General features: G+C 73.4%; 16 protein-coding genes. 12 read left to right on the top strand and 4 right to left on the bottom strand.

All coding sequences use genetic code 11. From position 1 onward, the window contains the following. Positions 1-7 precede the first annotated feature (7 nt). The 7 genes from mycP (at position 8) to O7546_RS22150 (ending at position 8,891) form a co-directional block, all read left to right on the top strand. Positions 8-1,447, top strand: coding sequence for a type VII secretion-associated serine protease mycosin (gene mycP / locus O7546_RS22180; protein WP_194802377.1), 1,440 nt, complete (start codon positions 8-10; stop codon positions 1,445-1,447). Positions 1,448-1,831: 384 nt separating this feature from the next. Beyond that, positions 1,832-2,527, top strand: coding sequence for a TIGR03936 family radical SAM-associated protein (locus O7546_RS22175; protein WP_281600004.1), 696 nt, complete (start codon positions 1,832-1,834; stop codon positions 2,525-2,527). 130 nt (positions 2,528-2,657) lie between these two features. Then, entirely contained in the window at positions 2,658-5,966 is a 3,309-nt protein-coding gene (locus tag O7546_RS22170; RefSeq protein WP_194802376.1) for an Rne/Rng family ribonuclease, read from the top strand. Positions 5,967-6,260: 294 nt separating this feature from the next. After that, the gene (gene rplU, locus O7546_RS22165; RefSeq protein ID WP_018787289.1) at positions 6,261-6,575 is read left to right on the top strand and encodes a 50S ribosomal protein L21; all 315 of its coding nucleotides are present in this window, start codon (positions 6,261-6,263) and stop codon (positions 6,573-6,575) included. An 11-nt stretch (positions 6,576-6,586) separates the two neighbouring features. Further along, on the top strand, positions 6,587-6,841 hold the full coding sequence (rpmA, locus tag O7546_RS22160) for a 50S ribosomal protein L27 (RefSeq protein WP_013288010.1): 255 nt from the start codon (positions 6,587-6,589) through the stop codon (positions 6,839-6,841). Between the two features lie 89 nt (positions 6,842-6,930). Beyond that, complete coding sequence (gene obgE, locus O7546_RS22155) at positions 6,931-8,382, top strand: GTPase ObgE (protein ID WP_194802375.1); 1,452 nt, start codon at positions 6,931-6,933, stop codon at positions 8,380-8,382. A 59-nt stretch (positions 8,383-8,441) separates the two neighbouring features. Continuing rightward, the gene (locus tag O7546_RS22150; RefSeq protein ID WP_194802374.1) at positions 8,442-8,891 is read left to right on the top strand and encodes a GNAT family N-acetyltransferase; all 450 of its coding nucleotides are present in this window, start codon (positions 8,442-8,444) and stop codon (positions 8,889-8,891) included. Positions 8,892-8,906: 15 nt separating this feature from the next. On the opposite strand, the gene O7546_RS22145 is transcribed toward O7546_RS22150, so the two are convergent. Beyond that, positions 8,907-9,566 (bottom strand): DUF6766 family protein, encoded by a 660-nt coding sequence (locus tag O7546_RS22145; RefSeq protein WP_194802373.1) that lies wholly within the window; start codon positions 9,564-9,566, stop codon positions 8,907-8,909. An 85-nt stretch (positions 9,567-9,651) separates the two neighbouring features. After that, positions 9,652-10,116 (bottom strand): DUF4383 domain-containing protein, encoded by a 465-nt coding sequence (locus O7546_RS22140; protein WP_194802400.1) that lies wholly within the window; start codon positions 10,114-10,116, stop codon positions 9,652-9,654. 208 nt (positions 10,117-10,324) lie between these two features. Here O7546_RS22140 and O7546_RS22135 point away from each other — a divergent pair, with 208 nt between their 5' ends. The 3 genes from O7546_RS22135 to O7546_RS22125 are packed head-to-tail and all read left to right on the top strand — an operon-like array spanning position 10,325 to position 12,229. Next, positions 10,325-11,110, top strand: a complete 786-nt coding sequence (locus O7546_RS22135; RefSeq protein WP_194802372.1) for a hypothetical protein — start codon at positions 10,325-10,327, stop codon at positions 11,108-11,110. A gap of 31 nt (positions 11,111-11,141) precedes the next feature. Then, positions 11,142-11,594, top strand: a complete 453-nt coding sequence (locus O7546_RS22130; protein ID WP_018787295.1) for a phage holin family protein — start codon at positions 11,142-11,144, stop codon at positions 11,592-11,594. Beyond that, on the top strand, positions 11,591-12,229 hold the full coding sequence (locus O7546_RS22125; RefSeq protein WP_194802371.1) for a DUF3618 domain-containing protein: 639 nt from the start codon (positions 11,591-11,593) through the stop codon (positions 12,227-12,229). Before O7546_RS22130 ends, O7546_RS22125 begins: the two co-directional genes overlap by 4 nt. A 65-nt stretch (positions 12,230-12,294) precedes the next feature. Here O7546_RS22125 and O7546_RS22120 read toward each other — a convergent pair whose 3' ends face one another. Beyond that, positions 12,295-13,383: a glycosyltransferase family 2 protein gene (locus O7546_RS22120; protein WP_194802370.1), complete on the bottom strand. Its 1,089-nt coding sequence runs from the start codon at positions 13,381-13,383 to the stop codon at positions 12,295-12,297. A 122-nt stretch (positions 13,384-13,505) separates the two neighbouring features. On the opposite strand from O7546_RS22120, the gene O7546_RS22115 reads away from it, so the two are divergent. Further along, positions 13,506-14,144, top strand: a complete 639-nt coding sequence (locus O7546_RS22115; protein WP_194802369.1) for a cyclase — start codon at positions 13,506-13,508, stop codon at positions 14,142-14,144. Beyond that, complete coding sequence (locus O7546_RS22110; RefSeq protein ID WP_135241602.1) at positions 14,141-15,319, top strand: zinc-dependent alcohol dehydrogenase; 1,179 nt, start codon at positions 14,141-14,143, stop codon at positions 15,317-15,319. Before O7546_RS22115 ends, O7546_RS22110 begins: the two co-directional genes overlap by 4 nt. Before the next feature lie 22 nt (positions 15,320-15,341). Here O7546_RS22110 and O7546_RS22105 read toward each other — a convergent pair whose 3' ends face one another. After that, positions 15,342-16,625 carry a cytochrome P450 gene (locus tag O7546_RS22105; protein ID WP_194802367.1) on the bottom strand — a complete coding sequence of 428 codons (1,284 nt, stop codon included), beginning with the start codon at positions 16,623-16,625 and terminating at the stop codon, positions 15,342-15,344. Positions 16,626-16,675 lie beyond the last annotated feature (50 nt).

Raw genomic sequence — 16,675 nt, 5'->3', positions numbered from 1 at the left:
CGGACGGATGAAGGTGCACGTCGGCGCGCTCCGGCCGGTGGCTGCCGGCCTGTTTGCCGGACTGATGCTGCTGGGCGCCGCCCAGCCGGCGGTCGCCGCTCCGCGTCGCGCCGAGCAGTGGTACCTGGACGAGCTTCGGATCGACCGGGCGCACCAGATCTCCACCGGCCGGGGTGTCGTCGTGGGCGTGGTGGACACCGGCGTCGACGCGGGGCACCCCGACATGCGGGGCCAGTTGCTGGCCGGGGGAAGCACCCGCGATTCCGGCGACGGGCGGCGCGACCCGGACGGTCACGGCACCCACATGGCCGGGATCATCGCGGCCAACGGGACCGGGGTGGTGGGCATCGCGCCCGACGCCCGGATCCTGCCCATCCGGAAGCCTGCCGGCGACGCGTTCACCTCGGACGACTCCGCGCGGGGCATCCGGATGGCCGTCGACGGCGGGGCGAAGGTGCTCAACCTGTCGTACGGCGGTGCCGGCGCCGTGGAGGAGGTCGAGGCGGCCGCGATCCGGTACGCGCTGGAGCGCGACGTGGTCGTGGTGGCCGCCGCAGGCAACGCCCGGCAGGCCGGCCCGGACGTCACCTCACCCGCCAAGATCCCCGGCGTGATCGCGGTGACCGGCACGGTCCGGGGCGGGGGATTCTGGTCCGGATCGGCCTCGGGGCCGGAGGCGGTGATCGCCGCGCCCGGCGACGAGGTCTACAACATCGGACCGGACCGGGGCTACGGCTGGGGTGACGGCACCTCCGACGCCGCCGCCGTAGTCTCCGGCGTCGCGGCGCTGATCCGGTCGAAGTACCCGAAGCTTTCCGCACCCGACGTGATCAACCGGATCATCCGCACCGCCCGGGACGCGGGACCGCCCGGCCGCGACCCCCGGTTCGGCTTCGGCCGGATCGACCCGGTGGCGGCGCTCACCGCCGACGTGCCGGGGGTGTCGGCGAACCCGCTGCTCGGGGCTGCCGTGCCGAGCGCGTCAGCGCCACCGGCCGCCGCCGAGGACGACAACTTCGACGTGACGAAGTACGGCGACCGAGGCGGCCCCACCGACCAGCAGGTGATGGTCATCGGCATCGGCATCGCCGTGGCGCTGGTGGTGCTGCTGGCGCTCGTGGCGTTCCTGATCTGGAACCGCCGCCGTCACCGGCGCGAGCTGGCCCGGGCCGCGATCCCGGACGACGAACTGGACCGGCTGAACGGGCAGGGCCCACCGGTGCCCGCCGGTCAGGCGACCGCCCCGCCGCCCGGCTACGGCACACCCGGCGGCTACCCGCAGCCCGGCGCGCACCCCCACCCGGGCGGGTATCCCCAGCAGGGCGGATACCCCCAGCCGGGGGCGTACCCGCCGCCGGGCGACGGCGCCTACCCGCCCCAGGGGCAGGCCCACCACGCCCCACCCGGCCAGAGCCCCTACGCCCCACCCGGCGACAACCGCTCCTGACCCACCCCGCTACCGCCCGGTCCCGCGCCCACCCCCACCCCCACCCGCACCCGCACCGCACCCGCACGCCCGCGCCCACCCACCCGGCCCGCCTCGGCCCGACGATCATGAAGTTGGCGGCACATTCGGAGATCGACTTCGCCGCTAACTTCATGATCAACGGGGCGGGTGCGGGGCTGGTGCGGGGCGAGGGCGGGTGGGGTTTGGGTGGGTTTGGGGTGGGTGGGGTGGCCCCGGGTGTGGGGCGTGGTGGGCGCTGCGTCAGGATGAGACCGATACGCAGGCACAGCCGAGGAGCTCACGATCGCCAGAAAGCCTCAACCCGAGGGCGGCCAGGCCCCTGTCGTCCAGCGGGTCCGTATCCGGTACGCCAAGCGTGGGCCGTTGCGGTTCACCTCGCACCGGGACTTCGCCCGGGCCTTCGAGCGCGCGCTGCGCCGGGCCGGCGTGCCGATCGCCTTCTCCCAGGGGTTCACCCCGCACCCGAAGATCTCGTACGCCTCGGCCGCCCCGACGGGGGTGGCGAGTGAGGCCGAGTACCTGGAGATCGGGCTCCGTGAGCCGGTCGACCCGGCGAAGCTGCGCGAAGCCCTCGACGGCGCCCTGTCGCCCGGACTCGACGTGCTCGACGCGGTGGAGGCCACCGGTGGCAGCCTGGCCGACCGGATCGAGGCGTCGTACTGGCGCATCGAGTTGCCCGAGGTCGACCCGAAGGTGCTCGCGCAGGCGGTGGCGGCCTTCACCGCCGCCGACGAGATCCAGGTCGAGCGGATGACCAAGCAGGGACGGCGTACGTTCGATGCCCGGGCAGCAGTGGTATCCATCGATGTGATGGCTCCGGCTGAGACGCCTTCCGGGGCGGCGGCCGTACCGTGTGCGATACTCGAACTGGTCGTGCGGCAGGTCACCCCGTCCGTTCGGCCCGATGACGTCCTGTCCGGCCTCCGCGCGGTGGCCGCCCTGGAGCCGCCGGTCACCCCGAAGGTGATCCGGGTGGCGCAGGGCACGCTGACCGCGCAGGGCGAGATCGTCGATCCGTTGGAAGCGGATCGCGACGGGGCAACCATCGGAGAGCGCTGACCGTCGGTCAACGCTCTGGCAGGCAGACTTCGGCGGTCGCGCGTTTGCGCGCCCGGCGGAAACACCTTTGCGGCAACCCTGCGTGGCAGCGCTCACCCGCGCCCGGGGCGGCCAGAACTGGAGAACGTCCATGCTCGAGAACGAGCCCGAGGGCGGCGAACGGACCGGCGCAGAGCCGACCGGGACGACCGCCGACAGTGCCGCCACCGCCTCCGGCAGCGCCGCGAGCGCGACCCCGGCCGGCGCCGAGGGAGCCACCACGGAAGGCACCGTGGAGGGCGTCGCCGAGACCAAGCCGCCGGCCCGTAAGCGGGCCAGCCGCCGCAAGGCCGCTCCGCTGAACCAGCCGGAGCAGACCGACGCGCCGGTCGAGGCGTCCACCGCGGTGACCGGCAGCGGCGAGTCGCCGCAGGCCGAGGTGTTCGCACCGATCGCCGGTGAGTTGGACACCGCGCCCAAGACCACCCGGCGGCGTCGTAAGGCGACGCCGGCGAAGGCGGTCGAGGAGCCGGTGGCCGCAGCCGGGGTGGAGGCCGCCTCGGAGGAGGTCGTGCCGCCGGTCAAGGTGACCCGGACCCGTCGCCGCAAGGCCACGCCGGCTGCCGAGACCGTCGCCCCGGACGAGGCCGCCGCCGCGGGGCAGATGCCCGCGGACGGCATGATCGACGGGCCGGTGTCCGCGCCCGGTGGCGATCTGATCGCTGAGGGACGCGCCGACATCGACGGCGGCGAAGCCACCGCCCCGGGCGGGACCGCCACCGAAGAGAGCGCCGCCGGGACCGGCGGGCGGGCCCGTACCCGCCGGCGCGCCGCCACCGAGACCACCGCCGCCGGCGACAAGACCACCAGCGGGAGCAGGGCCGCCGCCGGTACGGCGAGCACCGGCGCCGCCGAGAGCACCGTCGAGGACGTCGAGGACGAGGACGCCGAGAGCGGGACCGTCGAGGACGCGGGCGCCGCTGCCGCGCGTACCCAGGAGGTCGACCTGGCCCGCAGCGGCGGCCCGGCGGACGCGACGGGCGCCGTGTCGACGGGCGCCGCCGTGCCGCGCGTGGCCGAGGAGCCGGCCGAGACGCCGCCGCCCACCAGCCGCCGCCGTCGTGCCGCGCTCTCCGCGCCGACCGTCCTGTTCATGGCGCCGCAGCCCGACGAGGCGCCCGCCGTCCAGGTGACGTACCCGGCGGCGGAGGAGCCGATCGAGGAAGCGGTCGAGACCGGCCGGCGCCGCCGTCGCGGCCGCCGTGAGGTCGAGCCGGTCGAGGCCGAGGTCGAGCCGGAGGTCGCCGAGGAGGAGTCCGCCGCCGAGGCCGAGGAGGCCGTCGAGGGGGACGAGGACGACGAGACGGCCGCGGGCCGGCGTCGCCGTCGCCGGGGCCGCCGGGGTCGTGGCCGGGGCAAGGGCGGCGCGGACGAGGCAGACGACGAGGACGGCGAGGAGCCCGTCGCGGCCGAGACCGCCGAGGGCGAGGCCGAGGAGCCCGCGGAGGACGAGGAGGCCGAGGGCGAGGGGATGACCCGTCGCCGTCGCCGTCGTCGCCGCCGGGGAGCCGGGGAGGCGGACACCGCCGCCGAGGACGGTGTGCCGACCGTCGTCAAGATCCGTGAGCCGCGCAAGCCGGTCGACGAGGTGCAGGGTGTCTCCGGTTCGACCCGGCTGGAGGCCAAGCGGCAGCGGCGGCGGGACGGCCGCGAGCAGCGGCGTACCCGGCCGCCGATCCTGAGCGAGTCGGAGTTCCTGGCCCGCCGCGAGGCGGTGGACCGGGTGATGGTGGTCCGCCAGCGCGGCGACCGCACCCAGATCGCCGTGCTCGAGGACGGCGTGCTCGTGGAGCACTACGTCACGCGGAACTCGTCCGGCACCATGGCCGGCAACGTCTATCTGGGCAAGGTCCAGAATGTCCTGCCGAGCATGGAGGCGGCCTTCGTCGACATCGGGCGCGGGCGCAACGCGGTCCTGTACGCCGGTGAGGTCAACTGGGACGCCACCGGCCTGGAGGGCCGGGCCCGCTCGATCGAGCAGGCGCTGCGCTCCGGCGACTCGGTGCTGGTGCAGGTGACGAAGGACCCGATCGGGCACAAGGGCGCGCGGCTGACCAGCCACATCGCGCTCTCCGGCCGGCACCTGGTCTACGTGCCGAACGGCAACGCCTCCGGGATCAGCCGCAAGCTGCCCGACACCGAGCGCAAGCGGCTGCGGGACGTGCTGAAGAAGCTGGTGCCGGACGGCGCCGGGGTGATCGTCCGGACCGCAGCCGAGGGCGCCAGCGAGGACGAGCTGGCGCGTGACGTCAAGCGGCTCCAGGCGCAGTGGGAGGACATCCAGGCCAAGGCGACCGAGGGCGGCGCCCCGGTGCTGCTCTATGAGGAGCCTGACCTGGTCATCCGCGTGGTCCGGGACCTCTTCAACGAGGACTTCCGCGAGCTGGTCATCGAGGGCGAGCCGGCGTACGACCTGGTCGAGTCGTACCTGTCGCACGTGTCGCCGGACCTGGTGGCGCGGCTGCGTCGGCACGCCGGGGTGGCGGACGTGTTCGCCGAGTACCGGATCGACGAGCAGATCCTCAAGGGGCTGGACCGGAAGGTCTTCCTCCCGTCGGGCGGCTCGCTGGTGATCGACCGCACCGAGGCGATGACTGTCGTCGACGTCAACACCGGCAAGTACACCGGCTCCGGGGGCAACCTGGAGGAGACGGTCACCCGCAACAACCTGGAGGCGGCCGAGGAGATCGTGCGCCAGCTGCGGCTGCGTGACCTCGGCGGCATCGTGGTGATCGACTTCATCGACATGGTCCTGGAGTCGAACCGGGAGCTGGTGCTGCGCCGGCTCACCGAGTGCCTCGGCCGGGACCGTACGAAGCACCAGGTCACCGAGATCACCTCGCTCGGCCTGGTGCAGATGACCCGTAAGCGCATCGGCGCGGGCCTGCTGGAGGCGTTCAGCGAGACCTGCGAGTGCTGCAAGGGCCGGGGCGTGATCATCCACACCGAGCCGGTGCCGGAGAAGCCGCGAGGCGGGGCGGGGGAGAAGGTCAAGGCGGTCGCCTCGGCTGTCACCGCGCCGGCCGAGGAGAAGAGCGGCCGGCGCCGGGGCCGCAAGGCCGCCGCGGACAAGCCCGCCGGGGAGGCCGCGCCGGAGGCCGCAGCCGCGCAACCGCCGGCCGCCGAGGCGCCTGCCGCACCGGCCGCCCCGGAGCGGACCGTCGCCGAGGTGGTCGAGACCGACGACGACTACTACGACACCCAGGGCTACGACCTGTCCCGGTTCGAGACGGACACACCGGCCGCGCCGGCGGTCGCGGACAGCCAGGAGGGCGACTCGGCCCGGCTGGCCGCCGCCGACGACCCGGACGCGATCGGTGACGGCGACAACGACGACGACAGCGGCGCCCCGCGCCGGCGGGCGCGCCGTGGTGGCGCCCGGCGGCGTACCCGGCCGTGAGGCTCTGACCTGCTCGAACAGGACCCCTGAATCCGGACGCTATGGGTGGATTCAGGGGTTCTGTCGTGTCCGCCGGCCACCGGGAGGGCGCGGACCGCGGGCCCGGTTTGGGGGCCGGGCCGGGTATGGCGTACGCTTGCCTGCGGCGCACTTTGGTGTGCCGAGTTCCCGCGTGCCCGCGCTGCCGGTGTCACGGCTCCCGGCGAGACGCCGTGGGAACGACCGCGAACGGTGTGACAGCCGACTGCGGTGGAATAGACGCCAGTAGCCTCAACGACAGGGAGTCCGCCTCCGATGTACGCGATCGTCAAGACCGGCGGCAAGCAGTACAAGGTCGCCGAGGGCGACGTGATCGAGGTCGAGAAGCTCGCCGGTGCCCCCGGCGACGCGGTGAAGCTCACCGCGGTGCTCCTCGTCGACGGTGACGACCTGGTGACCGACGCGGCGAAGCTCGCGAAGGTCGCGGTGTCCGGCGAGATCGCCGCGCACACCAAGGGCCCGAAGATCCGGATCCACAAGTTCAAGAACAAGACCGGCTACCACAAGCGCCAGGGTCACCGCCAGCCGCTGACCCAGGTCAAGGTGACCGGCATCTCCAGCGGGAAGTAGGTCGTCCTCCAATGGCTCACAAAAAGGGTGCGTCCAGCTCGCGTAACGGCCGTGACTCCGCGGCCCAGCGACTCGGCGTGAAGCGCTTCGGTGGTCAGGTCGTCAGCGCGGGTGAGATCCTCATCCGTCAGCGTGGCACCAAGTTCCACCCCGGTGACCTGGTCGGCCGTGGCGGCGACGACACGCTGTTCGCGCTGGCCGCCGGTTCGGTGCAGTTCGGCACCAAGCGCGGTCGCAAGACCGTCAGCATCGTGCCGCAGCAGTAGTTCTCCTGCGAAGCGGGCCGCGGACCTCGAGTCCCGGCCCGCTTCGCTTTTCCCCGTGCGGGGCGGACCCCGCTGGAAGGATTGGCGTCGTGACGACGTTCGTTGACCGGGTCGTCCTGCACATGCAGGCCGGCGACGGCGGGCACGGCTGTGTCTCGATCCACCGGGAGAAGTTCAAGCCGTTCGGCGGGCCGGACGGCGGCAACGGCGGCCACGGCGGCAGCGTGTCGCTGGTGGTCGACGCGCAGGTCACCACGCTGCTCGACTTCCACTTCCGGCCGCACCTGAAGGCCGAGAACGGCAAGGGCGGCGCCGGCTCGAACCGGGACGGCGCCAACGGCCGCGACCTGCTCATCAAGGTGCCGAACGGCACCGTCGTGCAGAGCCTCGACGGCGAGGTGCTGGCCGACCTGGTCGGCGTCGGCACCACGTTCGAGGCGGCTCGAGGCGGCCGGGGCGGGCGCGGCAACGCCTCACTGGCGAACGCCCGCCGCAAGGCGCCCGGCTTCGCCGAGCTGGGTGAGCCCGGCGACCGGCTCGACGTCGTGCTGGAGCTCAAGAGCGTCGCCGACGTGGGCCTGGTCGGCTTCCCCTCGGCCGGCAAGTCGTCGCTGATCTCGGTGATCTCCGCGGCCAAGCCGAAGATCGCCGACTACCCGTTCACCACGCTGGTGCCGAACCTGGGCGTGGTCCGGGTCGACAACCACACCTTCACCGTCGCCGACGTACCGGGCCTGATCCCTGGTGCGGCCAGCGGCAAGGGCCTGGGCCTGGAGTTCCTCCGCCACGTCGAGCGCTGCGCCGTGCTGGTGCACGTGATCGACACCGCGACGCTGGAGCCCGGCCGCGACCCGCTCGCCGACATCGACGCCATCGAGTCCGAGCTGTCCCAGTACGGCGGCCTGGCCGACCGGCCCCGGCTGGTCGCGCTCAACAAGGTCGACGTGCCGGACGGCAAGGACCTCGCCGACATCGTCCGCCCCGACCTGGAGGCGCGCGGCCTGCGCGTCTTCGACGTCTCGACCGCCACCCGCGAGGGCCTGCGCGAGCTGATGTACGCGATGGCGGAGCTGGTCGACCAGGGCCGCCGCGCCGCCCCGCCCGCCGAACCGACCCGGATCGTGATCCGCCCGAAGGCGGTCGACGACGCCGGCTTCACCATCGAGGCCGAGCCGGACGGCTCGTACACGGTGCGCGGCAGCCGGCCGGAGCGCTGGGTCAAGCAGACCAACTTCGACAACGACGAGGCAGTGGGCTACCTGGCCGACCGGCTGGCCCGCCTCGGCGTCGAGGAGAAGCTCGCCAAGGCCGGCGCGCAGGCCGGTGACCTGGTGCGCATCGGTGACCGGGAGTTCGACTGGCAGCCGACGCTCTACGCCGGTGTCGACTTCGTGCCCGGCAACCGGGGCACCGACGTGCGGCTGGAGGAGAAGTCGAACCGGCCGTCGGCGTCCGACCGGCTGGCGGCCCGCAAGGCCCGCCGGGTCCGGCCGGAGGACGAGGTCGAGGCCGCGCCTGCGGCGGAAGCGGACGCCGAGTAGCCGTTTCCGGGCCGGTGGCGGGAAACGTGCGCGAAATCCGGCCGATCTAGCGTACGGGCATGTTGATCGAGTCCCGTCCCGCCACCGATCCGGAGATCGCCGCGCTCGTCGTCGCCCAGCAGCGTGAACTGCGCGACGCGGACGGCGGGCTGGACGGGCAGGTCACGGTCGTGCACACCGACATCCACTACCTGGCCGCCGTGGTGGGCGGCCGGGCGGTCGGCTGCGGTGGGCTCCAGGCGCTCGACGCCGAGACCGGCGAGCTGAAGCGGATGTACGTGCGTCCGGCGTACCGGGGGCGGGGCATCGCCCGGCAGTTGCTGGTTGCGCTGGAGGAACTGGCGTTCCGGCACGGGCACCGCACGGTGTGCCTGGAGACGGGCACCTACCTGCCGGCCGCGATCGCGCTCTACCGATCAAGCGGTTACGAGCCGATCCCGGTGTACGGCGAGTACGTGGACAACCCGTACAGCGTCTGCTTCGCCAAGCGGCTGCCGGTGGCGGCCTGATCGGCGGCCTGACGCTCAGGCGCTGGTCTGCGCGTGCGGCGCGGTGACCGGCTTCGACTCCGGGCTGGCGTGCTGGCGCAGCACGACGCTGAGCAGGATCAGCACGCCGACGGCGAGGAACTCGCTCTGCCAGTTCTGCATCGACTGGAACCAGAAGTCGCTGGTGCCGAGGAACTGCCACGCGCTGATCGGGGCGGCGCCGCTCTCCAGCGTCTGCTCCTGGTTGTAGGCGGCCACGCCACCGAACAGGTGCCCCAGGAACGCGCCCCCGAAGATCATCAGGAGTGCGATGGCGAGACTGTTCCGGTAGACCACGAGCGGCAGCCCGCCGACGCGTACCGGCCACGGCGAGTCGGGGCCGGCGTGGTCGCGGTTGTCCTCCGGCCGGTCCGTCTGGTCCTCCGGCTTCGACTCGGCCGAGCCCTTCTGCACCAGGTACGCGGTGAGCAGCACGTAGCCGCCCATCTGGAGGAACTCCGACTCCCAGTTCTCGAACACCGCCTCGGCGAAGTGCCCGGTGCCGAGGTAGGCCCACCAGCTCAGCGGCTCGGCGCCGTACCGGCTCAGTTCCTCGTTGTGCACCTGCCAGCCGAAGACGCTCTGCAGCAGCAGGAAGACCAGGAACGCGCCGAGCATGGCGACCGAGAGCATGTTGTCGCGCAACCACCGTGGCATCGCCGGACCTCCTCGACCCGTTCGCGGTGGTCCTCCTGCCCGGCGACGGCCCGCGGCAAACGCCCGCTCGGCGTGTCGCGCCTGGTCAGGGGCGGTCGAAGGGTGCCTCCACCCGGGTGCCGGTGCCGAGGCTGTTGTTCAGCAGCAGGCCGGCGGCGAGCATGCCGAAACCGAGGACCAGGTGCAGCCAGTTGTCGGCGTCGTTCACCGGCACGAAGTTGGCAGCGGTGTCCCGGTCGATGGCGAACCCGTACAGCCACAGCACCAGGTAGAGCGCGCCGCCACCGGCCAGGAAGACCCGTGCCCCGGCCAGTCGCCGGGCCATCACCAGACCGACCAGCCCGAACAGCAGGTGCACCAGGTTGTGCAGCACCGACACCTGGAACACCCCGAGCAGCTTCGCCTCGGAGTGGTGCCCGGCGAACGTCAGCTCGCCGTAGTGCGTGGTGATGCCGGGAATGAAACCGAGCACGCCGATGAGCGCGAACAGGGCCGCCGCCGCGAGGGCGACCTTCTGCACCGCAGGCCGGGCGGTCGCGTGTTCGCGCAGGTCACGTGCCATCCCTGTCACCCCCGTGGAACTCGCCGCCGCCCGGGCGGGCGCGCACCCCATTGTCTGACCGGGGTGGGGCGCTCCCGCAGAGAATTCACGAATCAGGCATGGAGCCGTCGACCTGGGGTAGGGCGATTGTCACGCGGAAACAAATCCGCGTACCCCCCGAAGACACCCGCTGGGAACCACGAGCGGAAGGGACACCATGACTCAGGATCTTTCCCCCAGTTCGGCCACGTACCAGTCGACGAACGGTGGTGGTGGCGTACGTGACCAGGCCCGCCAGGTCGGCTCCGACGCCGCGAACGCGGGCGGCGCCGTGGCGCAGACCGCCAAGGAGCAGGGCCGGGAGGTGGTGGGCGAGGCCAAGCGGCAGGCCCGCGACCTCTACGGCGAGACCCGCAGCCAGGTCACCGCGCAGGCCGGTCAGCAGCAGCAGCGCGCCGCCAGCGGACTGCGCTCGCTCGCCGACGAGATGCGCACCATGGCGCAGCAGGGCGGCGGCTCCGGCCCGGTCACCGAGCTGGCCCACCAGGCGGCCGAGCGGGTGCACGGCGTGGCCGGCTGGCTGGAGCAGCGCGAGCCGGGCGACCTCCTCCACGAGGTGAAGAGCTACGCCCGCCGCAACCCGGGCACGTTCCTCGTCGGCGCGGCGTTGCTCGGCGTGGTCGCCGGACGGCTCACCCGCAACATCACCGCGCTCGGCGACGACAGCGCGGCGCGGCCGGCGTACGACCCGGACCGCACCGCCGTCATCCCGACCGCGCGTGAGATGCCGGACCAGGTGCCGCCGGGCGGCTACCTCGACCCGACGCCGGGCAGCTACGCCGAGCCGGACCCGGGCTACTCCGCGCCGGGCGCGACCTACCCGACCGGCGGCGCCCCGAACACCTGGGCCGACCCGGCGGGCGGCACCGGTCAGCCGCTGCCGCCGCCGGAGCGCACCGACCCGCTGCCGGGTGTCCCGTCGACCGGCGCTCCCCGCCCGTGACCGGCCGCACCGGCAGAAGGGAGGCGACGGCATGACCGTACCCACGCAGGACCCCGGCTATCAGGCGGCGGGTGCCCCGCCCCACGCCGACGAGGTGCGCGGCAGCTCGCTCGGCGACCTGATGCGTCAGGTCACCACTGACCTGTCCACGCTGATGCGCCAGGAGGTCGAGCTCGCAAAGGCGGAGATCCGCCAGGAGGGCAAGAAGGCGGGCAAGGCCGCCGGACTGTTCGGCGGCGCCGGCTTCGGCGGCTACATGGTGGCGCTCTTCGTCTCGATCGCGATCTGGCAGTTCCTCGACAACGTCATGGACTCCGGGCTGGCCGCGCTGATCGTGGCCGTCATCTGGGCCGCTGTCGCGGCGGTCCTGTACTCGATGGGCAAGAAGAACGCCGAGCGGATCCGCGGCCTGAAGCAGACGAACGACAGCGTGCAGCGCATCCCCGACGCGCTCAAGCCGCACCCGGAGGGAGTGACCCGATGAGCACCGATCCCGAGCAGATCCGCCGCGAGATCGAAGCCACCCGCAACAACCTCAGCTCGGACGTGGACGCCCTGGCGTACAAGGTCAGCCCGAGCCGCATCGTCGACGACCGCAAGCAGCGCGTCCGCAGCGCGCTGACGAACGTGAAGGACAAGGTGATGGGAACCGCATCGGATCTCGGCCACGGCACCGGCCACGCCGCCCACTCGGTGGGCGACCACGCCTCCTCGATGGCGTCCACGGTGGGCGACAAGGCGCAGTCCGCCGCCGCCACGGTGAGCGACGCCGCGCACCGGGCGCCGCAGGTGGTGCGGCGCAAGTCCGAGGGCAACCCGATCGCCGCCGGCGTGATCGCCTTCGGTGTCGGCATGCTGGTCTCCTCGCTGATCCCGGCCACCCGCCGCGAGCAGCAGGTCGCCGCGCAGGTCAAGGAGAAGGCCGCCGAGCACGGCGGGGTGGTGAAGGAGAAGCTGGGCGAGTTCGCCGGTGAGCTGAAGGACGAGCTGCGCGAACCGGCGCAGCACGCCGCCGAGTCGGTGAAGGCCACCGCGCAGGACGCCGCGCACACGGTCAAGGACGACGGCCGCGCCGCCGCCCAGGACGTCCGGCACAGCGCCGAGCAGGTGCGGTCCTGAAGGTCCGCGCCTCCCGTTAGGAAGGGCCCCTTTTCACCGCCCAGGCGATGAAAAGGGGCCCTTCCTTACACCTCGGCGCGCAACGGTGGTGGGGGCACCGCCCCGGTCTCCACCCAGAGCACCAGGTCGTCGGGGCGGCGCCGGGTCATCCGTCGGCGGAGAACCCGTGTGGAGTTGGCCGCCGTCCGCACCTGGGCGCCCGCGTAGGGCACCCCGCCGCGCAGCCGCCGGCCCACCGCCAGCCAGGCGCACAGCCCGCGTTCCAGCACCCAGGCGGGCGCGGCCAGGCTCGTGTGCGCCGGGAAGACCCGGGTGCCGCCGGCCCGCCGCCGGCCCAGCTCCGCCACTGCGACGGTCGCCAGCCCGGCCCGCAGCAGCAGCCCGGGCCGGCGGGTGGCGAGCGCGACAGCCGTCGCCGGCAGCACCGCCAGCGCGGCCAGCAGCCACACCGGCCGGGCCGTCTCGTCGTACGCCTGGCGGACGCGCTGCCCGAGGAAGTGCCCGACGGTGGGCGGCAGTCGTCGCACGTACAGCCACGCCGGGGTGGCGGTGCTGCCGCCGTACGCGCGCACGGTGCGGACCAGTTCCAGGTTCTCGAAGAGCACGTCGGGGTCGTAGCCGCCCATCGCCAGGAACGTGCTCCGCCGCACCGCGAGCGTGCCCGGCCAGTCCCCGCCGAACACGCGGGCCAGCAGCGTCCGGCCGGTGTCCCACCAGGCGTGCCAGGGCAGCGGTTCGAAGTGGTTCTGCGGCCGGACCAGGTCCATCCCGTCCAGCAGCTGGTGCACCGCGCACAGGGCCGCCCGGTCGTACCGCACGTCGTCGTCGGCGATCACCACGTGCTCGTGCCGGGCCAGCGCGACGCCGGTGAGCACGCCGAGCACCTTGCCGTTGCGCCCGCGCAGCGCCGGGTCCGGCGGTACGTGCCGGACCAGCCCACGCCAGGCGTCGGCGTGCCGGGCGAACAGCTCCGGCGCCGATCCGTCCACCACCACCACGTCGACCCAGCGGCTCAGCTCGCGCAGGTACCCGGTCAGCTCGTCCAGGCCCTCGCCGTCGCGGGCGCGCAGCGGCAGGACGTACGCCATCGGCAGCCGGACCGGCGCGGACGCGGCGCCCTCGTCGTGCGGGTGTGCGGCGGCAGGTCGGTTCACGTCGCCTCCCCCTCGTGTCGGGTCACGCGACTTGCCCGGAATGCGGCTGCTGAAACCGTTTCGGGCGGGCTGTGTCGGGTAGCGCAGCCGGATACGGACGGTCCGAGTCGGAGGGAGACGTGATGCCCAGCAACGCGACGAGATGGACGCTGGCCGGCGCTGCCGCGGTGGCCGCGCTCGGAGTCACCCGGACGGTGGCCCGTCGGCGGCACCGGCACCAACCCGACCGGGAGGACGGCTGGTACGTGGTGCGCCGCGGGATCACCGTGAACCGGCCGGTGGACGAGGTGATCGGGTTCTGGACCGACCGGGAACGGCTCGACCGGGGGCTGGCCGAGTGGGCCACGCTGGAGCAGCTCGACGCGAACCGGTGGCGCTGTGTGGCGGCCGACCCGGCCGGCGGCGGCACCGAGTGGCGGGCCGAGATCACCGTCGACGGACCGGGCCGGTTGAGCTGGCGGGTCACCGACGGGCCGGTCGCCCAGCGCGGCCGGGTCGAACTGGCCGCCGCCCCCCAGGACCGGGGCACCGAGATCCGGGCCGAGCTGCGGTGGCGTTCCGGGCCGATCCGGCGGGCGGTCGGCCTCGTCGGCGGCAGCGACCCGGACCTGGGACTGCGCACGGCGCTGCGCCGGATCAAGTCGCTGGTCGAGACCGGCCAGGTGCTCGACACCCGGCACGACCCGTCCGGGCGCAGCCCGCGCCAGGAACGGGCGACGGACAAGGTACGCGAGAAGCTGATGGCGGGAGGACGACCGTGAGGGCGTTGTGCTGGGAGGGCGTCGGCAAGCTGGCCGTGCGGGACGTGCCGGAGCCGACGGTCAGGTCCGGCGGCGACATCATCGTCAAGGTGCGCGCGAGCAGCGTCTGCGGCTCCGACCTGCACCTGATCAACGGCTACCTGCCGGCGATGCGCGAGGGTGACATCCTCGGCCACGAGTTCATGGGCGAGGTGGTCGAGACCGGCCCGGACGTGCGCCGGATCTCCGTCGGCGACCGTGTCGTGGTCGGATCCGTGGTGGCCTGCGGCTCGTGCTGGTACTGCCGCACCGAGCAGTTCTCGCTGTGCGACAACTCCAACCCGCAGCCGGTCTTCACGGAAAAGCTGTGGGGCCACTCGCCCGCCGGCATCCTCGGCTACTCGCACGCGGCGGGCGGCTACGCGGGCAGTCACGCCGAGTACATCCGGGTGCCGTTCGGCGACGTCGGCGCGTTCACCGTGCCGGACGGGGTGCCGGACGACTCGGTGGTGTTCGCCTCCGACGCGATGCCGACCGGCTGGATGGCCGCCGACTTCTGCAACCTCAAGGGCGGCGAGGTGGTGGCGGTCTGGGGTGCCGGTGGCGTCGGCCAGATGGCGGCCCGGTCCGCGCAGATCCTCGGCGCCGAGCGGGTCGTGGTCATCGACCGGCTGCCGGAGCGGCTCGCCACCGCCGCGCAGCGCCTCGGCGTGGAGACGATCAACTACGCCGAGACCGACGTGCTGGAGGCGCTGCGGGAGATGACCGCCGGGCGCGGCCCGGACGCCTGCATCGAGGCCGTCGGCATGGAGTCGCACGACGTCGGCCCGGTCTACGCGTACGACAAGGCCAAGCAGACGGTACGCGCACAGACCGACCGCCCCACCTCGGTCCGGCAGGCGATCATGGCGGCCCGCAAGGGCGGCACGGTGAGCATCGTCGGCGTGTACGGCGGTCTGGTGGACAAGTTCCCGCTCGGCGCGGCCATGAACAAGGCCCTGGTGCTGCGGATGGGGCAGATGCACGCCCAGCGCTACATCCCGATGCTGCTGGACCGGGTAGCGGCCGGCGAGATCGACCCCGGCTACCTGGCCACCCACCCGATGTCGCTGGAGCAGGGCGCCCGGGGTTACGAGATCTTCGAGAAGAAGGAGGACGGCTGCCTGCGTACCGTGCTGCACCCGCAGGCCGCCTGACCGTGCCAGGGGTGCGCCCGGTTCAGCGCAGCGGGCGTACCCCACCGGCCGGGCGTGCGCCGTCGGCCGGGCGTACCCCGTCGAGCACCAGGCCGCCGGGCGGCAACGCCGGCATGGCGCCGAGGTCGAGCGCCAGGTCCTGCGGCGGTACGCGGTAGCTCATCGCGCCGGTCAGGTTCGTCACCGCCCGTTTCATCAGCTCGATCGTGATCCACTCACCGGCGCAGCGGTGGCCGGTGAAGTGGTCGCCGCCGCCCTGCGGGACCAGGCCGAACGGGTCGTCGCGCCAGCCCACGAAGCGCTCCGGGCGGAACCGTTCCGGCTCCGGCCACACGTCGGGGTGGTGATTGGTGCCGTACAGGTCGAGCAGCACCCGCCGGCCCTGCGGGAACGCGTACCCGCGCCACTGGAACGAGCGGCGGACCCGGGCCGCGGCGACCGGGAAGAACGGGTAGTAGCGGCGTACCTCCTGCACGAACTGCTCGGTCGCGGCGTCATCGCCCGGTAGCCGGTCCCGCCAGTGCGGGTGGTCGTGCAGCGCCAGCGCGGCGAAGACCACGTACCGGTCCACCGCGACGGTGGGGCGCAGCACGTTCAGCAGCTCCACAGCGGCGATCCGGCGCGGCAGCGGCAGCCCTCGTTCGTCCCGGTGCCCGGCCACCACCGCCAGTGCGCTGCCCTCCGGGGCGGATACCGCGCCCGCGCGTACCCGCTCGATCAGCTCGCCGGCCCAGCGTTGCGCGTGCCGGCGGCCGCGCCGTCCGCGCCAGTGCCGGGGGCCCACCGCGGCCGGCGCCTCGATCATGGCGTGCATCTCGGCGGTGCGGCGCGGCACGTCTGCCTCGGCCAGCGGAACCCCGGCCCAGGCCCAGACCGTACGGGTCAGGATCCGGCCCACCTCGTCGTAGAGCACCACCGGGCCGTCCTGCGCCCAGACCGGGATCCGGGCCTGCCACTGCTCGTCGAAGATCTCCCCGAGGCGGCGGATCGCGGCCGGCGTCATGATCGACATGAACATCGCCTTGCGGACCTGGTGGGCCTGCCCGTCGAGGCCCTGCACGCCGCCGACGCCGGTGAGCGTGCGCTGCCCGCGCATCGGCATGGCGCCGCGCCGGACGAACCGCTCCTCGTCGTAGAACAGCTCGGCTGCTTCCCGGCCGCGCAGGCAGATCGTCGGCTCCAACAGCAGCCGGGTCTGGAAGACGTCGCTGCCGAGGCGGTCGCAGCGGGAGCCGACGAAGCGGTAGCCCTCCCGGAGGAACGCCAGCGTGCTGTCCGGGCTCCGGTCGCTCGGCATGGTGCTCATCTCGGCTGCTCCTGACGCGGTTCGGCGGCGCTGCCTACCTACCCGGGCCG

Origin of the sequence: Micromonospora sp. WMMA1976 (genome assembly GCF_027497335.1) — a bacterium.
Taxonomy (GTDB): domain Bacteria; phylum Actinomycetota; class Actinomycetes; order Mycobacteriales; family Micromonosporaceae; genus Micromonospora; species Micromonospora aurantiaca.
Note: the sequence above shows the minus strand (reverse complement) of the source record. Positions and strands in the feature narration are given on the sequence as shown.